The 15,979-nt window shown below is 69.7% G+C and carries 17 protein-coding genes; 9 read left to right on the top strand and 8 right to left on the bottom strand.

What is annotated here, in order from left to right; genetic code table 11:
• Positions 1-55 precede the first annotated feature (55 nt).
• The 5 genes from ACQ5SP_RS05045 to ACQ5SP_RS05025 all read right to left on the bottom strand — a co-directional run bounded on the left by ACQ5SP_RS05045 (position 56) and on the right by ACQ5SP_RS05025 (position 4,114).
• Positions 56-1,336, bottom strand: a complete 1,281-nt coding sequence (locus tag ACQ5SP_RS05045) for a helix-turn-helix domain-containing protein (RefSeq protein WP_430937073.1) — start codon at positions 1,334-1,336, stop codon at positions 56-58.
• Positions 1,337-1,452: 116 nt separating this feature from the next.
• Positions 1,453-2,676 (bottom strand): 5-aminolevulinate synthase, encoded by a 1,224-nt coding sequence (gene hemA / locus ACQ5SP_RS05040; RefSeq protein WP_430937071.1) that lies wholly within the window; start codon positions 2,674-2,676, stop codon positions 1,453-1,455.
• A 192-nt stretch (positions 2,677-2,868) separates the two neighbouring features.
• Positions 2,869-3,366, bottom strand: coding sequence for a MarR family winged helix-turn-helix transcriptional regulator (locus ACQ5SP_RS05035; protein WP_430937069.1), 498 nt, complete (start codon positions 3,364-3,366; stop codon positions 2,869-2,871).
• A gap of 80 nt (positions 3,367-3,446) precedes the next feature.
• Complete coding sequence (locus tag ACQ5SP_RS05030; protein WP_430937068.1) at positions 3,447-3,707, bottom strand: succinate dehydrogenase assembly factor 2; 261 nt, start codon at positions 3,705-3,707, stop codon at positions 3,447-3,449.
• Positions 3,708-3,709: 2 nt separating this feature from the next.
• Positions 3,710-4,114, bottom strand: a complete 405-nt coding sequence (locus ACQ5SP_RS05025; RefSeq protein WP_430937066.1) for a helix-turn-helix domain-containing protein — start codon at positions 4,112-4,114, stop codon at positions 3,710-3,712.
• A 107-nt stretch (positions 4,115-4,221) separates the two neighbouring features.
• Here ACQ5SP_RS05025 and ACQ5SP_RS05020 point away from each other — a divergent pair, with 107 nt between their 5' ends.
• Entirely contained in the window at positions 4,222-5,424 is a 1,203-nt protein-coding gene (locus tag ACQ5SP_RS05020; RefSeq protein ID WP_430937064.1) for a pyridoxal phosphate-dependent aminotransferase, read from the top strand.
• A 3-nt stretch (positions 5,425-5,427) separates the two neighbouring features.
• Here ACQ5SP_RS05020 and ACQ5SP_RS05015 read toward each other — a convergent pair whose 3' ends face one another.
• A complete protein-coding gene (locus ACQ5SP_RS05015; RefSeq protein ID WP_430937062.1) occupies positions 5,428-6,606 on the bottom strand; it encodes a M20 aminoacylase family protein in 1,179 nt (392 codons plus the stop codon).
• Positions 6,607-6,670: 64 nt separating this feature from the next.
• On the opposite strand from ACQ5SP_RS05015, the gene mazG reads away from it, so the two are divergent.
• The 3 genes from mazG to ACQ5SP_RS05000 are packed head-to-tail and all read left to right on the top strand — an operon-like array spanning position 6,671 to position 10,012.
• Positions 6,671-7,525 carry a nucleoside triphosphate pyrophosphohydrolase gene (gene mazG / locus ACQ5SP_RS05010; RefSeq protein ID WP_430937060.1) on the top strand — a complete coding sequence of 285 codons (855 nt, stop codon included), beginning with the start codon at positions 6,671-6,673 and terminating at the stop codon, positions 7,523-7,525.
• A 4-nt stretch (positions 7,526-7,529) separates the two neighbouring features.
• Complete coding sequence (locus ACQ5SP_RS05005) at positions 7,530-8,474, top strand: nucleoside hydrolase (protein WP_430937059.1); 945 nt, start codon at positions 7,530-7,532, stop codon at positions 8,472-8,474.
• 47 nt (positions 8,475-8,521) lie between these two features.
• Entirely contained in the window at positions 8,522-10,012 is a 1,491-nt protein-coding gene (locus tag ACQ5SP_RS05000; protein ID WP_430937058.1) for a protein adenylyltransferase SelO, read from the top strand.
• A 6-nt stretch (positions 10,013-10,018) separates the two neighbouring features.
• Here the strand turns inward: ACQ5SP_RS05000 and ACQ5SP_RS04995 are convergent, their stop codons facing one another.
• The gene (locus ACQ5SP_RS04995; protein ID WP_430937056.1) at positions 10,019-10,951 is read right to left on the bottom strand and encodes a DMT family transporter; all 933 of its coding nucleotides are present in this window, start codon (positions 10,949-10,951) and stop codon (positions 10,019-10,021) included.
• Between the two features lie 104 nt (positions 10,952-11,055).
• On the opposite strand from ACQ5SP_RS04995, the gene ACQ5SP_RS04990 reads away from it, so the two are divergent.
• From ACQ5SP_RS04990 to ACQ5SP_RS04970, 5 genes are all read left to right on the top strand, one after another.
• Positions 11,056-11,475 (top strand): Fur family transcriptional regulator, encoded by a 420-nt coding sequence (locus ACQ5SP_RS04990; RefSeq protein WP_430937054.1) that lies wholly within the window; start codon positions 11,056-11,058, stop codon positions 11,473-11,475.
• 72 nt (positions 11,476-11,547) lie between these two features.
• Positions 11,548-12,438, top strand: a complete 891-nt coding sequence (locus tag ACQ5SP_RS04985) for a DMT family transporter (protein WP_430937052.1) — start codon at positions 11,548-11,550, stop codon at positions 12,436-12,438.
• A gap of 42 nt (positions 12,439-12,480) precedes the next feature.
• Positions 12,481-13,758: a phosphopyruvate hydratase gene (eno, locus tag ACQ5SP_RS04980; protein WP_430937050.1), complete on the top strand. Its 1,278-nt coding sequence runs from the start codon at positions 12,481-12,483 to the stop codon at positions 13,756-13,758.
• Positions 13,759-13,765: 7 nt separating this feature from the next.
• Positions 13,766-14,452 (top strand): haloacid dehalogenase type II, encoded by a 687-nt coding sequence (locus ACQ5SP_RS04975; protein WP_430937048.1) that lies wholly within the window; start codon positions 13,766-13,768, stop codon positions 14,450-14,452.
• The gene (locus ACQ5SP_RS04970; RefSeq protein WP_430937046.1) at positions 14,449-14,880 is read left to right on the top strand and encodes a cupin domain-containing protein; all 432 of its coding nucleotides are present in this window, start codon (positions 14,449-14,451) and stop codon (positions 14,878-14,880) included. The genes ACQ5SP_RS04975 and ACQ5SP_RS04970 overlap by 4 nt, the downstream gene beginning before the upstream one ends.
• On the opposite strand, the gene ACQ5SP_RS04965 is transcribed toward ACQ5SP_RS04970, so the two are convergent.
• Positions 14,877-15,971, bottom strand: coding sequence for an anhydro-N-acetylmuramic acid kinase (locus tag ACQ5SP_RS04965; RefSeq protein WP_430937044.1), 1,095 nt, complete (start codon positions 15,969-15,971; stop codon positions 14,877-14,879). The genes ACQ5SP_RS04970 and ACQ5SP_RS04965 overlap by 4 nt on opposite strands.
• Between the last annotated feature and the right edge of the window lie 8 nt (positions 15,972-15,979).

The following is a 15,979-nucleotide window of genomic DNA, read 5'->3' as shown; positions in this document are numbered from 1 at the left end:
GGCCCTGCGCCCTAGATAATCGCGCCGGGCCGGGCTGGCAACGCCCCGCGACCGGTCAGTCCGTCGCGCTGCGGTTCTCGGCCACGCTCGGGCGCGGCTCGGGCATGGCCTCGGGCGGCAGGTCGGCGACCTGGTAGACATCGGCGATATCTGCCGCCGCGAGCGAAACCTGCTTGGCCACGCTGGTGCCCGGGCCGGCCGGGCCGTAGACCTGCGCGCCCACCGTGAAATAGACCGATCCCGAATTGCCGGCCCGCAGCCGCGGCGCGCCGTCCATCTCGGGCAGGGCATAGCGTTCGCCGGCATCGAGGATCTTCTCGAAGATGACGTTGCCGTCGGGCGCTGTGACCCGGACCCAGGCCGGCCGCACGGCGAAGATCTCGACCTCGGGGGTGACGTCCTGGGTGACCTGCACCTCGCCGGGTGCGGCGCCCGGCTCGGCCGCGGCGATCTCGGGCGGCGTGGGGTCCGCTGCGGGCGCGGGGACGGAAAGCGCCCCGGCGCTGCGGCGGCGCGGATCGCCCGCGTCGATCAGCGCCCCGACCCGGTCGGGATCGAGCGTCGAGATCGGGCCGTCGCGCGCGACCAGCACCGGCACGTCGAGTTCCTGCGGACGGTAGAGCCGTTCGAGCTTGGTCTCGGGCGCGCTGTCGATCCCGGCGATCTGTGTCGCCACCGGATCGCCGGCTTCCCCGCTCACGGCCTCGTCCAGCGGGTCGAGGGTCGCCACCACGCCCGGGGCCTGCTCGACCGGCGCGAACTGAACGCGCTGGATTTCCTGCAGGACCGCCCAGCCGCCGTAGCCAAGCACGCCGATCAGGCCGAGCAGCACCAGCGACGAGCCGATCGCGGCGGGTTCGAGCCGGGACAGCAGACCCGCTGATTGCGGGGTCACGTAGCGCGTGCGCGCCGTGGCCAGCGGGTCTTGCGCCTGCATCGCGCGGGCGCCGCCGCGACCGGCCGCGGCCGGGGCCGGTTTCGCGGCGCTTTTCCGGGCCTGCGGCTTCCGGGAGTCGAGCCCGCCATTGACGCCGTCGAAGGCGCTTTCCTCGCAGAAGGTCTCGTAGGCCCAGTCGGGATCTAGATTGAGGTAGCGGGCATAGGACCGGACATATCCGGCGATGAACCCCTTGGTCTCGAAGGCGGTGGGATCGGAATTCTCGATCGCGGCGATATAGGTGGCCTTGATCTTCAGATCGCGCTGCACGTCCAGGAGGGACTTGCCCATGGTGGCCCGTTCGCCACGCATGATGTCGCCGAGTTTCAATTCGAAGGAATCGAAACCGCGAAGGGTGTTCTCCTGCTCGGAGTCCGGGTCGGTCTTCCGCCCGATCATTGCCCCTGCCCCGTCATGCCTATGCGTCTTCCCCAGCCAGCCGTTGATTCGAGACTCGGCTTAATTGGCGAAAAGCTTAACACAGCCCGGGAATGGGCGCACCACTCGCTGCGGGATCAGGCGGAAAGATGCGCGCGATTCAGCTCACAGCGTCCCCAGAGGCTGTCCATGGCCTTCACGAGGCCGTCGAGCAGTTCCGGCCCGTGGACCGGCGAGGGCGTGAAGCGCAGCCGCTCGGTGCCGCGGGGCACGGTGGGGAAGTTGATCGGCTGCACGTAGATCCCGAAATCCTCGAGCAGCATGTCCGACAGCATCTTGCACTTCACCGGGTTGCCGACATGCACCGGCACGATGTGGCTGCCATGGTCGATCAGCGGCAGGCCCAGCCCCTTCAGCCGCATCTTCAGGATCCGCGCCTGCGTCTGGTGCCGGTCGCGCAGCAGCTGGTCGGTCTTGAGATGCGCCACCGATGCCGCCGCGCCCGCCGCCACCGCCGGCGGCAGCGAGGTCGTGAAGATGAAGCCCGGCGCGTAAGAGCGGATCGCGTCGCACATTTTCGCGCTCGCCGCGATGTAGCCGCCCATCACCCCGTAGGCCTTGGCCAGCGTCCCGTTTACGATGTCGATCCGGTCCATCAGGCCGTCGCGCTCGGCCACGCCCGCGCCCCGCGGGCCGTACATGCCCACCGCGTGCACCTCGTCGAGATAGGTCAGCGCGCCGAACTCCTCGGCCAGGTCGCAGATCTCGCGCATCGGCCCGAAATCGCCGTCCATCGAGTAGATCGATTCGAAGGCGATCACCACCGGGCGGCCCGGCTCGACCGCCTCGAGCAGTTCGCGCAGATGCGCGACGTCGTTGTGGCGGAAAATGTGCTTCTCGCAATTGCCGTGCCGGATGCCCTCGATCATCGAGGCGTGGTTCAGCGCGTCGCTCAGGATCACGAGGCCCGGAAACAGCTTCGGCAGCGTCGAGAGCGTCGCCTCGTTCGCGATATAGGCCGAGGTGAAGATCAGCGCCGCTTCCTTGCGGTGAAGATCCGCCAGCTCCGCCTCGAGGCGTTTGTGGTAGACCGTCGTGCCGGAGATGTTGCGCGTGCCCCCGGATCCCGCGCCCGTCGCCTCGATCGCCTCGTGCATCGCGGACAGAACCGCAGGGTGCTGGCCCATCCCGAGATAGTCGTTGCCGCACCAGACAACGATGTCCTGCTCGGTCCCGTCAGGACGACGCCAGACCGCGCTCGGATAGGCGCCCTTCCGACGCTCGATGTCGATAAACGTCCGGTACCGACCCTCGTCATGCAAACGGTTCAGGGCGGTGTCGAGTGCGGCAGCGTAATCCAAGGCCTCTCCCTTCCAGTCGATGCGCCGGGTCTGATCCCGGTCTCATGTAGGACGCATGCTGGCCCTTGCCCAGGCGCGCCCACCATGTCGTTTCCGGGCACGATAATCAACCACACCCATTCAGACTATGGAATATTTGCCCGCTGCGACATTGCTGCACTTTGAGCCAGATCAAGCTTTGCCGGGATTTGCTCAGTAAATATAGCGGATCTGATCGCTCCAGTAGCGTTCCACGCGGCGGAGCGCGGCGTTCACGCCGCCGAGCCCCGGCTCGCCCATCAGCTCGGCCCGGGCGATTCCCTCGGCATGGCGCTCGAAGAGCTGCGCGACCGTGTCGCGGATGCCCCGGCCCTTGGCGGTCAGGCGGACGCGCACCGCGCGGCGGTCGATCTCGCAGCGCTGGTGGTGCATGTAGCCCGCCTCCACCAGTTTCTTGAGGTTGTAGGAGACGTTCGAGCCCTGGTAGTAGCCGCGCGACTTGAGCTCGCCGGCCGTGACCTCCGCATCGCCGATATTGAACAGCAGAAGCGCCTGCACCGCGTTCAGCTCCAGCACGCCGAGCCGCTCGAACTCGTCCTTGATGACGTCGATCAGCAGCCGGTGCAGCCGCTCCACCAGGGCCAGGGTTTCGACGTAGTCGTCGAGAAAGACACGCGCGGCCGGGTCTGCGAGGGGCGCCTGCATGTGCATCGGGATCTCCGCGTCTTGACTGCTTCCTGACGCGTCACAATCCAGCGAATTCCCGAAAAATATGTAAACCCCCGGACAGGTTAGCCCCGGCCGGGCATGCGCGCCAGGTCCGCCACCAGGTCACGGTAGCGCGGCGGGGGCGAGTCCTGGCCCGAAACCCACCGGTAGAGCTCCTGATCGCTCTCGTCGAGCAGCGCCTCGAAGGTATCGAGCGCGCCGCCGGTGAGGCCGGCCAGACGGGTGTCGGCATAGCCGCCGAGGATCAGGTCCATTTCCTTGGTGCCGCGGCGCCAGGCCCGCATCCGGAGCCGCTTCAGCCGGGTCTCGGGGGTCTCGGACACGCTCAGCTCTCCTTCAGCGCGCCGCGCAGGCGTTTCTCCAGCTGGCCCAGCCGATCGTTCAGCCGCGCGTAATCGCCCTTGAGCCGCCGCATCTCTATCAGGATGTCGTTGACGCTGGCCTCGAAGGGTGTCTCGTCCAGCGGGCCGTCCAGCCCGTCGCCCTCGCCCGTCAGCAGCCACATGATGGAGACGTTCAGCACGCCGGCCAGCATCTGCAGCTTGTTGGCGCGCGGCTCGCTGAGGTCGTTTTCCCAGCCGCCGACCGTCTTCAGTTTCACGCCCAGCTTCTTGGCCAGCTCGGCCTGGCTCAGCCCCAGCGCCTCGCGTGCGGCGGCGACCCGGTCCCCGAAGGTGGCGGTGTCGTTGCTGAAATAGCCTTCGGCTGTCTCGTCGAGAGATGTGCTCATCGGGTATCCGTCTCCTGTCGCTCGGCGGGCGGCCTGCATCCTTGATCGCCCGCCCGGCGCAACCTATGACAGGTCTCCGTGACTTTGCAAACGCGGGGACCGACCCAATGGCCTTCCTGTCCGACATGCTTTCGCGCGTCAAACCCTCGCCGACCGTGGCGGTCACGGCGCTCGCCCGCTCTCTCAAGGCGCAGGGCCGCGATATCATCGGCCTCGGCGCGGGCGAGCCCGATTTCGACACGCCTGACAACATCAAGGCGGCAGCGATCCGTGCCATCGAGGCGGGCGAGACGAAATACACCGCCCCCGACGGCATCCCCGAACTGAAATCCGCCATCGCCGAGAAGTTCCGCCGTGACAACGGGCTGGATTACGACGCGAGCCAGATCATGGTCTCCACCGGCGGCAAGCAGGTGCTCTACAACGCGCTGATGGCGACACTGAACCCGGGCGACGAGGTGATCATCCCGGCGCCCTACTGGGTCAGCTACCCGGACATGGTGAAGATGGCCGGCGGGACGCCGGTGATCGTGCCGGCGGGGATCGAGACCGGCTTCCGGATCACCGCCGAGGCGCTCGAGGCCGCGATCACCGAGCGCACCAAGTGGTTCATCTTCAACTCGCCCTCGAACCCGACCGGCGCGGGCTACGGGCGCGACGCCCTGCTGGCGCTGACCGCCGTGCTGGAACGCCACCCCCATGTCCACGTCATGTCGGACGACATGTACGAGCATATCGCCTACGCGCCCTTCGCCTTCTGCACCCCGGCCGAGGTCGCGCCGTCGCTGTACGACCGAACGCTGACCGTCAACGGCGTCTCCAAGGCCTATGCCATGACGGGCTGGCGCATCGGCTATGCCGGCGGGCCGGAAGAGCTGATCGCGGCGATGAAGAAGGTGCAGTCGCAATCGACGACCAATCCCTGCTCGATCAGCCAGTGGGCGGCGGTCGAGGCGCTGACCGGGCCGCAGGCGTACCTGTCCACCGCATGCGCGGCCTTCGAACGGCGCCGCGACATGGTGGTCGAGATGCTGAACGCCGCCGCGGGCCTCACCTGCCCGGTGCCGGACGGCGCCTTCTACGTCTACCCGGACATCTCGGGCTGCCTTGGCAAGACCACGCCGGCCGGCACCCATATCCACGACGACCAGGATTTCTGCACCGCGCTGCTGGAGGAAACCGGCGTCGCCGCGGTCTTCGGCGAGGCCTTCGGGCTCTCGCCCAATTTCCGCGTGAGCTATGCCGCGGCGGACGACCAGCTTCGCGAAGCCTGCACGCGCATCCAGGCGTTCTGCGCGGGGCTGTCCTGACGCTCAGCCGGCGGCGGCCTCCGCCGGGGGCTGGCTGCGCTCGACGAGCCGGGCGAAGATGCTGGCGCCCAGCGGCGCCACGGAATCGTTGAAATCGTATTCCGGGTGATGCAGCGGCGCCCCGGGCCCCTGGCCCAGGAACATGTAGGCCCCCGGACGCGCCTGCAGCATGAACGCGAAATCCTCGGCCCCCATCTCGGGCCCCGCGTCATCGGTGACGGCGCCCGGGCCGACCACCTCGCGCGCCGCGTCGGCGAGAACGCCCGCCTCTGCCGCGTCGTTGACCGTCGCCGGGTAGCCCGGCGCGTAGTCCAGCGCGACCTCGCAGCCGAAGGCGGCGCCGGTCCCGGCGCATATCTCGGCCATGCGCCGGCGCACGATATCCTGCACCCCGCGCTCGAGCGTGCGCACCGTGCCGTTGATCCACGCGGTCGCGGGGATGACGTTGTCGGCGCTGCCGGTGTGGATCTGGGTGATCGAGATCACCAGCGCGTCATGGGCGGAGACGTTGCGCGCGGGGATCGTCTGGATCGCCTGCGCGATCTGCACCGCGGCCACGACCGGATCGACCGCCTCCTGGGGCAGCGCGGCGTGCCCGCCCTGGCCCGTCACGGTGATCTCGAAGCTGTCCACCGCCGCCATGATCGGACCGGGCGCCGTCACCACGGCACCTTCCGGCATGTTGGGCGCGTTGTGCATCGCGAAGACGCGGTCGACGCCGAACCGGTCGAGCACGCCGTCGCGGCACATCACCTCGGCGCCGCCGCCCGCCTCCTCGGCCGGCTGGAAGATGAGCGCGACGCGGCCCGCGAAACGCCGCGTCTGGGCCAGGTATCGGGCCGCCCCCAGCAGCATCGCCGTGTGCCCGTCATGGCCGCAGGCATGCATCCGCCCCGGGATTTCGGAGGCATGGGCGAGGCCGGTCCCCTCGGAGATGGGCAGCGCGTCCATGTCGGCACGCAGCCCGATCGTCGGGCCGGGCCCCTGCCCCGCGATGATCGCCACGAGCCCCGATGTCGCGATCCCCTCGTGGATCTCGTCGACGCCGAACTCGCGCAGCCGCGCGGCGACGAAGCCGGCCGTGTCGTGGCAGTCGAAGCCCAGCTCGGGCCAGCGGTGCAGATGCTGGCGCCAGGCCGCGAGATCGTCGGCAAAGGCGGCAATGCTGTTGATGACGGGCATGTGGACTCCGGGGCGTGGCTGGTGTTCAGTCGCGCGAGTTTCCACCAAAGCCGGAGGCGCCGCAATGCCCCCCGATCCCGCAGAAAGCCAGCGCCTTTGCCTCGATCCGGCCGGGGGTTTGCCCCGGCTGCTGGAAATCATGCGCCGGCTGCGCGACCCCGAAACGGGCTGCCCCTGGGACATCGCGCAGGATTTCGCCTCGATCGCGCCCTACACCATCGAGGAAGCCTACGAGGTGGCCGACGCCATCGCGCGCGGCGCCTGGGACGAGCTGGAGGGGGAGCTGGGCGATCTGCTGTTGCAGGTGGTCTACCACGCCGAGATGGGTGCCGAGCAGGACCGGTTCGATTTCCACAGCATCGCCAATGCCATTGCCGACAAGATGATCGCGCGTCACCCCCATGTCTTCGGCGGGGAAAGCCGCGACAAGACGCCCGAGCAGCAGACCCGCGACTGGGAAGCGATCAAGGCCGCCGAACGCGCGGCGGCGGGCAAGGCCCGCGCCGGCACGCTGGACGGCGTGGCACTCGGCCTGCCGGCGCTGCTGCGCGCGGTGAAGCTGCAGAAACGCGCGGCGCGCGTCGGCTTCGACTGGCCGGCGACCGCGCAGGTCGTCGACAAGATCACCGAGGAGGCCCGCGAGCTGGTCGAGGCCCGCGACACCCTGGGCCAGGCCGAGATCGAGGAAGAGTTCGGCGACCTGCTCTTCGTCATGGCGAATCTCGGCCGCCATCTCGGGATCGATCCCGAGGCCGCGCTGCGCGCCGCCAACGCCAAGTTCACCCGCCGATTCGCCGCCATCGAGTCGGCGCTCGCCCGGGATGGCCGCACGCCCGTGGACTCGGACCTCGCGGAGATGGACGCGCTCTGGGATCGGGCCAAGGCCGACGAGAAAGCCGACAGGGCCGCGCAGGAGTGACCCCATGACCGCGCCACGCAGGATCATCATCGACACCGACCCGGGACAGGACGACGCCGTGGCGATCCTGCTGGCGCTGGCCAGCCCCGAGGAGATCGACGTGCTCGGCATCACCGCGGTCGCGGGCAACGTGCCCCTGCCGCTGACCGAACGGAACGCCCGCATCGTCTGCGAGTTGGCGGGGCGGCCCGACATCCGCGTCTTCGCCGGCTGCGATGCACCGCTCAAGCGCAAGCTCGTCACCGCCGAGCATGTCCATGGCAAGACCGGGCTGGACGGCCCGGTGCTGCCGATGCCCGGGATGCCGCTGCAGGCGGTCCACGGCGTCGATTTCATCGTCGAGACGCTCCGGGCCGAGCCGCCGGGTACGGTCACGCTCTGCCCGCTGGGCCCGCTTACGAATGTCGCCGCCGCCCTGACGCGCGCGCCCGACATCGCCGGGCGCATCCGCGAGATCGTGCTGATGGGCGGCGCCTATTTCGAGGTGGGCAACATCACCCCCGCGGCAGAATTCAACATCTATGTCGACCCCGAAGCCGCTGACATCGTTTTCAAATGTGGCGCACCGATCACGGTGATGCCGCTCGACGTGACGCACCAGGCGCTGGTGACGAAACCGCGCAACGACGCCTTCCGCGCGCTCGGCACGCCGGTGGGCGTGGCCGTTGCCGAGATGACCGACTTCTTCGAGCGCTTCGACCGCGAGAAATACGGCAGCGCCGGCGCGCCGCTGCACGATCCCTGCGTGACCGCCTACCTGCTGCGTCCCGATCTCTTCGCGGGGCGCCATGTCAATGTCGAGATCGAGACCGAGGGCCGGCTGACCACCGGCATGACCGTGGCGGACTGGTGGCGTGTCTCCGGCCGCGCGCCCAACGCCACCTTCATGGGGCGGCTCGACGCGGACGGGTTCTTCGAGCTGCTGACCGAACGGCTGGGCCGGCTTTAGCCGCGCGGCCACTGGCAATCGCCGCTCGCGACACCTAGCTCTGGGGCATGGACAAAGCTGCCGATACCGCCGGATTCGCCTTCGAGAACCGCTATGCCCGCCTGCCGGAGCGGTTCTACACGCGGCTCGACCCGACGCCGGTCGAAAAACCCGGCCTGGTCCGGGTCAATGCCGCGCTTGCGCATGATCTGGGCCTGGATCCCGCGGCGCTGGCCAGCCCCGACGGCATCGCCATCCTTGCCGGCAACCGCGTGCCCGAGGGGGCCGCGCCGCTGGCACAGGCCTATGCCGGGCACCAGTTCGGCGGCTGGGTGCCGCAGCTGGGCGACGGGCGCGCGATCCTGCTGGGCGAGGTGACGGATCGCGCGGGCCGCCCGCGCGACATCCAGCTCAAGGGCGCGGGCCGCACCCCCTATTCGCGCATGGGCGACGGGCGCGCCTGGATCGGGCCGGTGATCCGCGAATACGTCGTCTCGGAGGCGATGCATGCGCTCGGCGTGCCCACCACCCGCGCGCTCGCCGCCGTGACCACGGGCGAGCCGGTCTACCGCGAGGGCGCCTTTCCCGGCGCGGTGCTGACCCGCGTCGCGGCGAGCCACGTGCGCGTCGGCACCTTCCAGTATTTCGCCGCGCGCGGCGACACCGAGGCGCTGCAGACCCTGACCGATTTCGTGATCGCGCGGCACTACCCCGCACTGGCCGAGGCCGGGACCCCGGCGCTGGCCCTGCTCGGCGCGGTGACCGAGCGCCAGGCCCGGCTGATCGCGCGCTGGATGGGCGTGGGCTTCATCCACGGGGTGATGAACACCGACAACATGACCCTGTCGGGCGAGACCATCGATTACGGGCCCTGCGCCTTTATGGATGCCTATCACCCCGACAAGGTGTTCAGCTCCATCGACCAGTTCGGCCGCTATGCCTATCGCAACCAGCCGCAGATCGCCGTGTGGAACCTGGCGCAGCTGGCGACCTGCCTGCTGCCGCTGATCGATGCCGACCAGGACAAGGCCATCGAGACCGCGACCGAGACGATCAACCGCTTCGGCGATCATTACATGGACGCGTGGCGCGACGTCTTCCGTGCCAAGCTGGGTCTGGCCGAGGCACGGGAAGACGACGCGGAGCTGGCGCAGAACCTGCTCTCGCGCATGGCCGAGGGCCGGGCGGATTTCACGCTGACCTTCCGGCGGCTCTCCGAGCTGGGAGACGACCCCGAGGCCGACGATCCGGTCCGCGCGCTCTTCGCCGACCCGGCGCTCTTCGACGGCTGGGCGGCGCGCTGGCGCCAGCGCCTCGCGATGGAACAGAGCGCCCCCGACGCCCGCCGCGCCGCGATGCGGGCGGCGAACCCGGCCTTCATCCCGCGCAATCACCGCGTCGAGCAAGCGATCGAGGCGGCCGTCGCGGGCGACTACGCCCCTTTCGAGACCCTGGTCGAGGTGCTGTCCGCGCCCTTCGAGGAGCAGCCGGCGCATGCGGCCTACCAGGATCCCCCCGCCCCCGGCGAGGAGGTGCGGCAGACCTTCTGCGGCACCTGAGCCGCCTCAGACGCGGGGCGGCGTGCGCGCCGGGCGGTTGATCAGCACGATCCCCGCCGAAACCAGCACCAGCGATGCGATGATGACGGGGCCGATGGTCTCGCCCAGGATCAGCCAGCCCATCATCACCGACAGCACCGGCGTCAGGAAACTGAAGCTCGCCACCGCGTTGGCCGGGTAGACCGACAGCAGCCAGAACCAGAAGACGTAGCTGGCCGAGACGATCAGCACCGCCTGCACCCCCAGACCGGCAAAATGGACGAGGCCCGGATCGCGCAGCAAGGGTCCGAAGAGGAGCGAGGCCGCCAGCAATACCGGCGCCGAAACAAGCACTTGCCAAAAGATCTGCATGTCCGCCCGCTCGCCCGACATCGCCGTCAGCCGCGCGCAGAGCGGCAGCGCCGCCCAGGAGAGCGCCGCGCCGAGCGCACAGAGATCCCCCGCGAGACTGCCCGCGCCCCCGGCGGCGCCGCGGTCGAGGATCGCCCAGCCCACGCCCGCGAAGGCCAGCGCCAGGCCGAGGCTCTTGCGCCGGGTCAGCCGCTCGCCCGGCAGCAGGAAATGCCCCGCGATCGAGAGCCAGACCGGCATGGAGTAGAAGATGACCGAGGCGCGGGTGACCGTCGTGAGATCCAGCGCGATGAAAAGCAGCAGGAATTCCACCGCGAAGATCAGCCCGATCAGGATGCCGGGCCCCAGCGTCGCGCGGGTGATCCGCGGCGGCCGCCCGCGCAGGACCATCCAACCCCAGAGACAGGCCACCGCGATCACCGACCGCAGCCCGGCCCAGAAGACCGGCTGGAACCCCTCGTTCACGACCTTGATGATGACCTGGTTGAACCCCAGCACCATCGAGAACCCGATCAGCGCCACCGCGCCGAATGCGTCGATCCCGTCCTTGCGCTCCATGCCCTGCCCGTTTTCCCCGAACCGCGCCACCCTTCGGGCTGGGCGGCCCGGTGTCAAGCGCCCGCCGCACCGGCATTTTGTCTTTCCCGATGGCGGCCGATTGGTCTAGAACGCCGCCCAAGCACGGGGGAGCCATGAGCACCGACAGCATCATCGACCGCTGCGAGGCCAAGGGGCTGCGCATGACCGACCAGCGCCGCACTATCGCGCGCGCGCTGCAGGACGCGCCGGCCCATTCCGACGTCGAGGAGCTCTACGCGCTCGCCAGCGAACGCGATCCGAAGATCTCGCTGGCGACCGTCTACCGCACCGTGAAGCTTTTCGAAGAAGCCGGCATTCTCGAGAAGGTGGAATTCGGCGACGGCCGCGCCCGCTACGAGGACGCCGAGCGCGAACATCACGATCACCTGATCGACATGACGACCGGCGAAGTGATCGAGTTCGTCGACCCCGAGATCGAGGAACTGCAGGAAAAGATCGCCGAGCGGCTGGGCTACCGGCTGAAGGGCCACAAGCTGGAACTCTACGGCGTCAGGAAATCGCGCAAGGGCTGACGCGCGCGGCGCATCTTCCGCCCGGGCGACGAACGCGCTATGCCGGGCCGGCAGCGACAACGGATTCCGGAAATGGATAACATGCGCGGCATCCTCCTGATGGTGGGGGCCATGGCGGCCTTTGCGCTGGAGGACATGTTCATCAAGCGGGTCGCGGCCGACCTGCCAACGGGCCAGATCCTGGCCTTCCTCGGCCTCGGCGGCACGCTCGCCTTCGGGCTCGCCGCGCTCCGGGCCCGGTCGCGGCTGGTGTCGCGCGACCTGCTGCTGCCCGCGGTGATGCTGCGCAACCTGGGCGAGTTGATCGGGACGATCGGATTCGTCACCGCGCTGGCGCTCACGCCGCTCTCGACCGCCTCGGCGATCCTGCAGGCGACGCCGCTGGCGGTGACCTTCGGCGCGGCGCTCTTTCTCGGGGCGGAGGTCGGCTGGCGCCGCTGGAGCGCCATCGCCGCGGGCTTCGCGGGCGTCCTGATCATCATCCGGCCCGGCCTCGCGGGGTTCGAGCCCGCCTCGCTCTTCGCGGTGCAGGGCGTGGCGGGCCTGGCGCTGCGCGACCTGGCCACGCGGCGCGTGCCCGCAAAGGTGACGACGGTGCAGCTCTCGGCCTATGCCTTCGCGATGCTGATCGTTGCCGGCGCCTTCCTGCTGGCCATCGACGGGCCGGCGCGCGCGCCCTCCCCGGTGAACTGGCGCGATCTCGGCTTTGCCCTCGGGATCGGGATCTGCGGCTACTGGGCGATCACCGGCGCGATGCGCGTGGGCGAGATCGCCGTCGTCACGCCCTTCCGCTACACCCGGATGGTCTTCGCGCTCGGCATCGGCGCGCTGGCCTTCGGCGAACGGCCCGACGCCGCGACGCTCGGCGGCGCAGGGCTCATCATCGCCTCGGGGCTCTATACCATCTTCCGCGAGCGCCGGCTGGCGCGGCGCACCCTTTCCTCTGCGCCCCCTGTCGGCTAAACGGGGCGCGACTGGCCCTTCACACGCTGAGGACGGAGTGACATGAGCGAAATCATCGACATCACCGGGCGCGAGATCCTGGACAGCCGCGGCAATCCCACCGTCGAGGTGGACGTGACGCTGGAAGACGGCAGCCAGGGCCGCGCGGCCGTGCCCTCGGGCGCATCGACCGGCGCCCACGAGGCGGTCGAGCGGCGCGACGGCGACAAGGCACGCTATCTCGGCAAGGGCGTGCTCGAGGCCGTCGCCGCCGTGAACGGCGAGATCGCCGGGGAACTGATCGGCGCCGACGCCACCGAGCAGGTCGCCATCGACCGGCTGATGATCGAGATGGACGGCACCGACAACAAGGGCCGCCTGGGCGCGAACGCGATCCTCGGCGTGTCGCTGGCGGTGGCGAAGGCGGCGGCCGATTTCTCGGCGCAGCCGCTCTACCGCTACGTCGGCGGCACGTCGGCCCGGGTCCTGCCCGTGCCGATGATGAACATCATCAATGGCGGCGAGCACGCCGACAACCCGATCGACGTTCAGGAATTCATGATCATGCCCGTCGCCGCGACCTCCCTCCGCGAGGCGGTGCGCATGGGCGCGGAAGTGTTCCACACACTCAAGAAAGAGCTGTCCGCCGCGGGGCTCGCCACCGGCGTGGGCGACGAGGGCGGCTTCGCGCCAAACCTGAACTCCACGCGTGATGCGCTTGATTTCATTATGAAGTCCATCGAGAAGGCGGGCTATGCGCCCGGCCAGGACATCTATCTTGCGCTGGATTGCGCGGCGACCGAATACTTTAGCGACGGCCGCTACGAGATGACGGGCGAAGGCAAGAGCCTGAGCGCCGAGGAGAACATGCAGCTCCTGTCGGCGCTCGTCGACGACTACCCGATCATCTCGATCGAGGACGGCTGTTCGGAAGACGACTGGCAGGGCTGGAAGATGCTGACCGACGCCATCGGCGACCGCTGCCAGCTGGTGGGCGACGATCTCTTCGTGACCAACCCCGTCCGGCTGGCCGAGGGCATCGAGAAGGGCTGCGGCAATTCCCTTCTGGTCAAGGTCAACCAGATCGGCACGCTGACCGAGACCCTGGCCGCCGTCGAGATGGCGCATCGCGCGGGCTTTACCAGCGTGATGTCCCATCGCTCGGGCGAGACCGAGGACGCCACCATCGCGGATCTCGCCGTGGCCACCAATTGCGGGCAGATCAAGACCGGCTCGCTCGCGCGGTCCGACAGGCTGGCGAAATACAACCAGCTGATCCGGATCGAGGAGATGCTGGGCGAGACCGCCGAGTATGCCGGCCGGTCGATCCTGAGGGGCTGATCCGGCGATGCGGCCCGCGGCGCTGATCTTCGACGTCTTCGGCACCTGCGTCGACTGGCGGCGAAGCATCGCGCGGGCCGTGGCCGCGGCGCTGCCCGGGGTGGATGCCGAGGCTTTCGCACTGGCCTGGCGGGCGGAATACGACCCTGCCATGGAGCCGATCCGCGCCGGGCGGCGGGGATACGTCGCGCTCGACGACCTGCACCGGGAGAACCTTGCGCGCGTGCTGACGCGCCAGGGGCTCAGCGTGCCCGACCCCGCCGCGCTCGCCCGGGCCTGGGAACGGCTCGATCCCTGGCCCGACGTGGGACCGGGGCTCGCGGCGCTGAAGGAGCACGCCATCATCGCGCCCTGCTCCAACGGCTCGATCGCGCTGATGACGCGGCTCGCGCGATTTGCCGGGCTGCCCTGGGACTGCATCCTCGGGGCCGAGATCGCGCGGGACTACAAGCCGCGCGCCGTCGTCTACGAGGCGTCCTGCGCGGCCCTGCGCCTCGCCCCGGAGCAGGTGATGATGGTCGCCGCCCATAACGACGACCTGCACGCGGCGCGGGCGGCGGGGTTGCGGACAGGCTTCATGCCGCGGCCCGGCGAATACGGCCCCGGCCAGACGAAGGATCTCGGCCCGGACGCCGACTGGGACATCGTCGCGGCCGATTTCGGCGATCTCGCGCGGCGGGTGGCGACGCCATGACCGCCGAGGAGATCATCCGCCTGCTCGACCTCGCGCCCCATCCCGAGGGCGGCCATTACCGCGAAACCTGGGCCGCCCCGGCCGGGACGGGCAACCGGCCTGCGGGAACCTGCATCTATTTCCTGCTGCAGCGCGACGAGCGCAGCCACTGGCACCGCGTGGACGCCGACGAGATCTGGCACCACTACGCCGGCGCGCCCCTGATCCTGTCGATGGCGGCCGATACCGCGGGCCCGGCCACGGCGCATGTGCTCGGCCCCGATCTCGCCCGCGGGGCGCGGCCGCAATGGGTCGTGCCGGCCGGCCACTGGCAGGCGGCGGCGACGACCGGCGACTGGACGCTGGTGGGCTGCACCGTCTCGCCCGGCTTCCGCTTCGAGGGCTTCGAGCTTGCGCCGCCGGGATTCGACATCCCCGGCGCGGATTAGGGCCGGCTGACCTGACCGCCGCCCACCGCCGCGGCGACGCCGGTGGTCGAGGGGCCGCTGGTCGGCAAGCCGCGCAGCACCCGGACGGCAAGATAGGCGAAGGCCTGTGCCTCGAGCATGTCGCCATCGAGGCCGACCTCCTCGGCGGGCAGGACATCGACCTCAAGATTGTCCCGTAAGCCACGCATGATATGTGCATTCTTGCGCCCGCCTCCGGCTACGACGATCTGCGCCGGCGGGGCCGGGAAATGCGCCGCGCCGGCCACAACGGCGGCCACGCTGCAGGCTGCCAGCGTCGCGCAGGCATCTTCAAGCGACAGCGTCCCGACACGCGCCGAAAGCGTGGCAAATTCGTTCCTGTCCAAGGATTTGGGCGGCAGTCTTGAGAAATACGGCAGGGCGAGCATCTCGCGCGCCACGGTCGGGTCGGCATGGCCCGCGGCAGCCAGTGCCCCGTCGCGGTCGCAGGGCGCGCCGGTGCGGGCCCGCACGAGGTCGTCGAGCAGCGCATTGGCCGGCCCGGTGTCGAAGGCGAGGCAGGCGCCCGGCGCCTCGGGGGCCGCGAGGCCGGGGTCGACCCAGGTCAGGTTGCCCACGCCGCCGAGGTTCAGAAAGGCCATCGGCCCCGCGGCCCCGATCCAGCGGGCGCAGGCATGGTGGAAAAACGGCGCGAGCGGCGCGCCCTCGCCACCGAGCGCGACATCGGCGCTGCGAAAGTCCCAGACGACGGTGCGCCCGGTGTCCGCGGACAGGCCCGCGCCGTCACCCAGCTGGTGGGTGCCGCGCCCGCGCGGATCATGGGCGACGGTCTGGCCGTGAAACCCAACGATTTCGACGCCGTCCGTTCCGGCGACGATCTCGCCGTGGACGCGCCGCACCACCGCCTCCGCCGCGGCGACGCCGGGATCGCCCGGCCAGCACCCCTGCGCGGCGGCGATGGTCGCGCGTTCTTCCTCGGAATAGGGGCGAAACCCGGTCTCCCCGAAGGCCAGGATCGCGTGGCCGTCTGTCTTCAGAAGCGCGGCGTCGACGCCGTCCATCGAGGTGCCGGACATCAGGCCCAGGGCCCAGACCGGCGCGCTGTCCTTCATGGCCTTTT

Origin of the sequence: Rhodovulum sp. YNF3179 (genome assembly GCF_050586465.1) — a bacterium.
Lineage (GTDB): Bacteria > Pseudomonadota > Alphaproteobacteria > Rhodobacterales > Rhodobacteraceae > CAJXYS01.
This window is presented reverse-complemented; position numbering and strand designations above follow the sequence as displayed.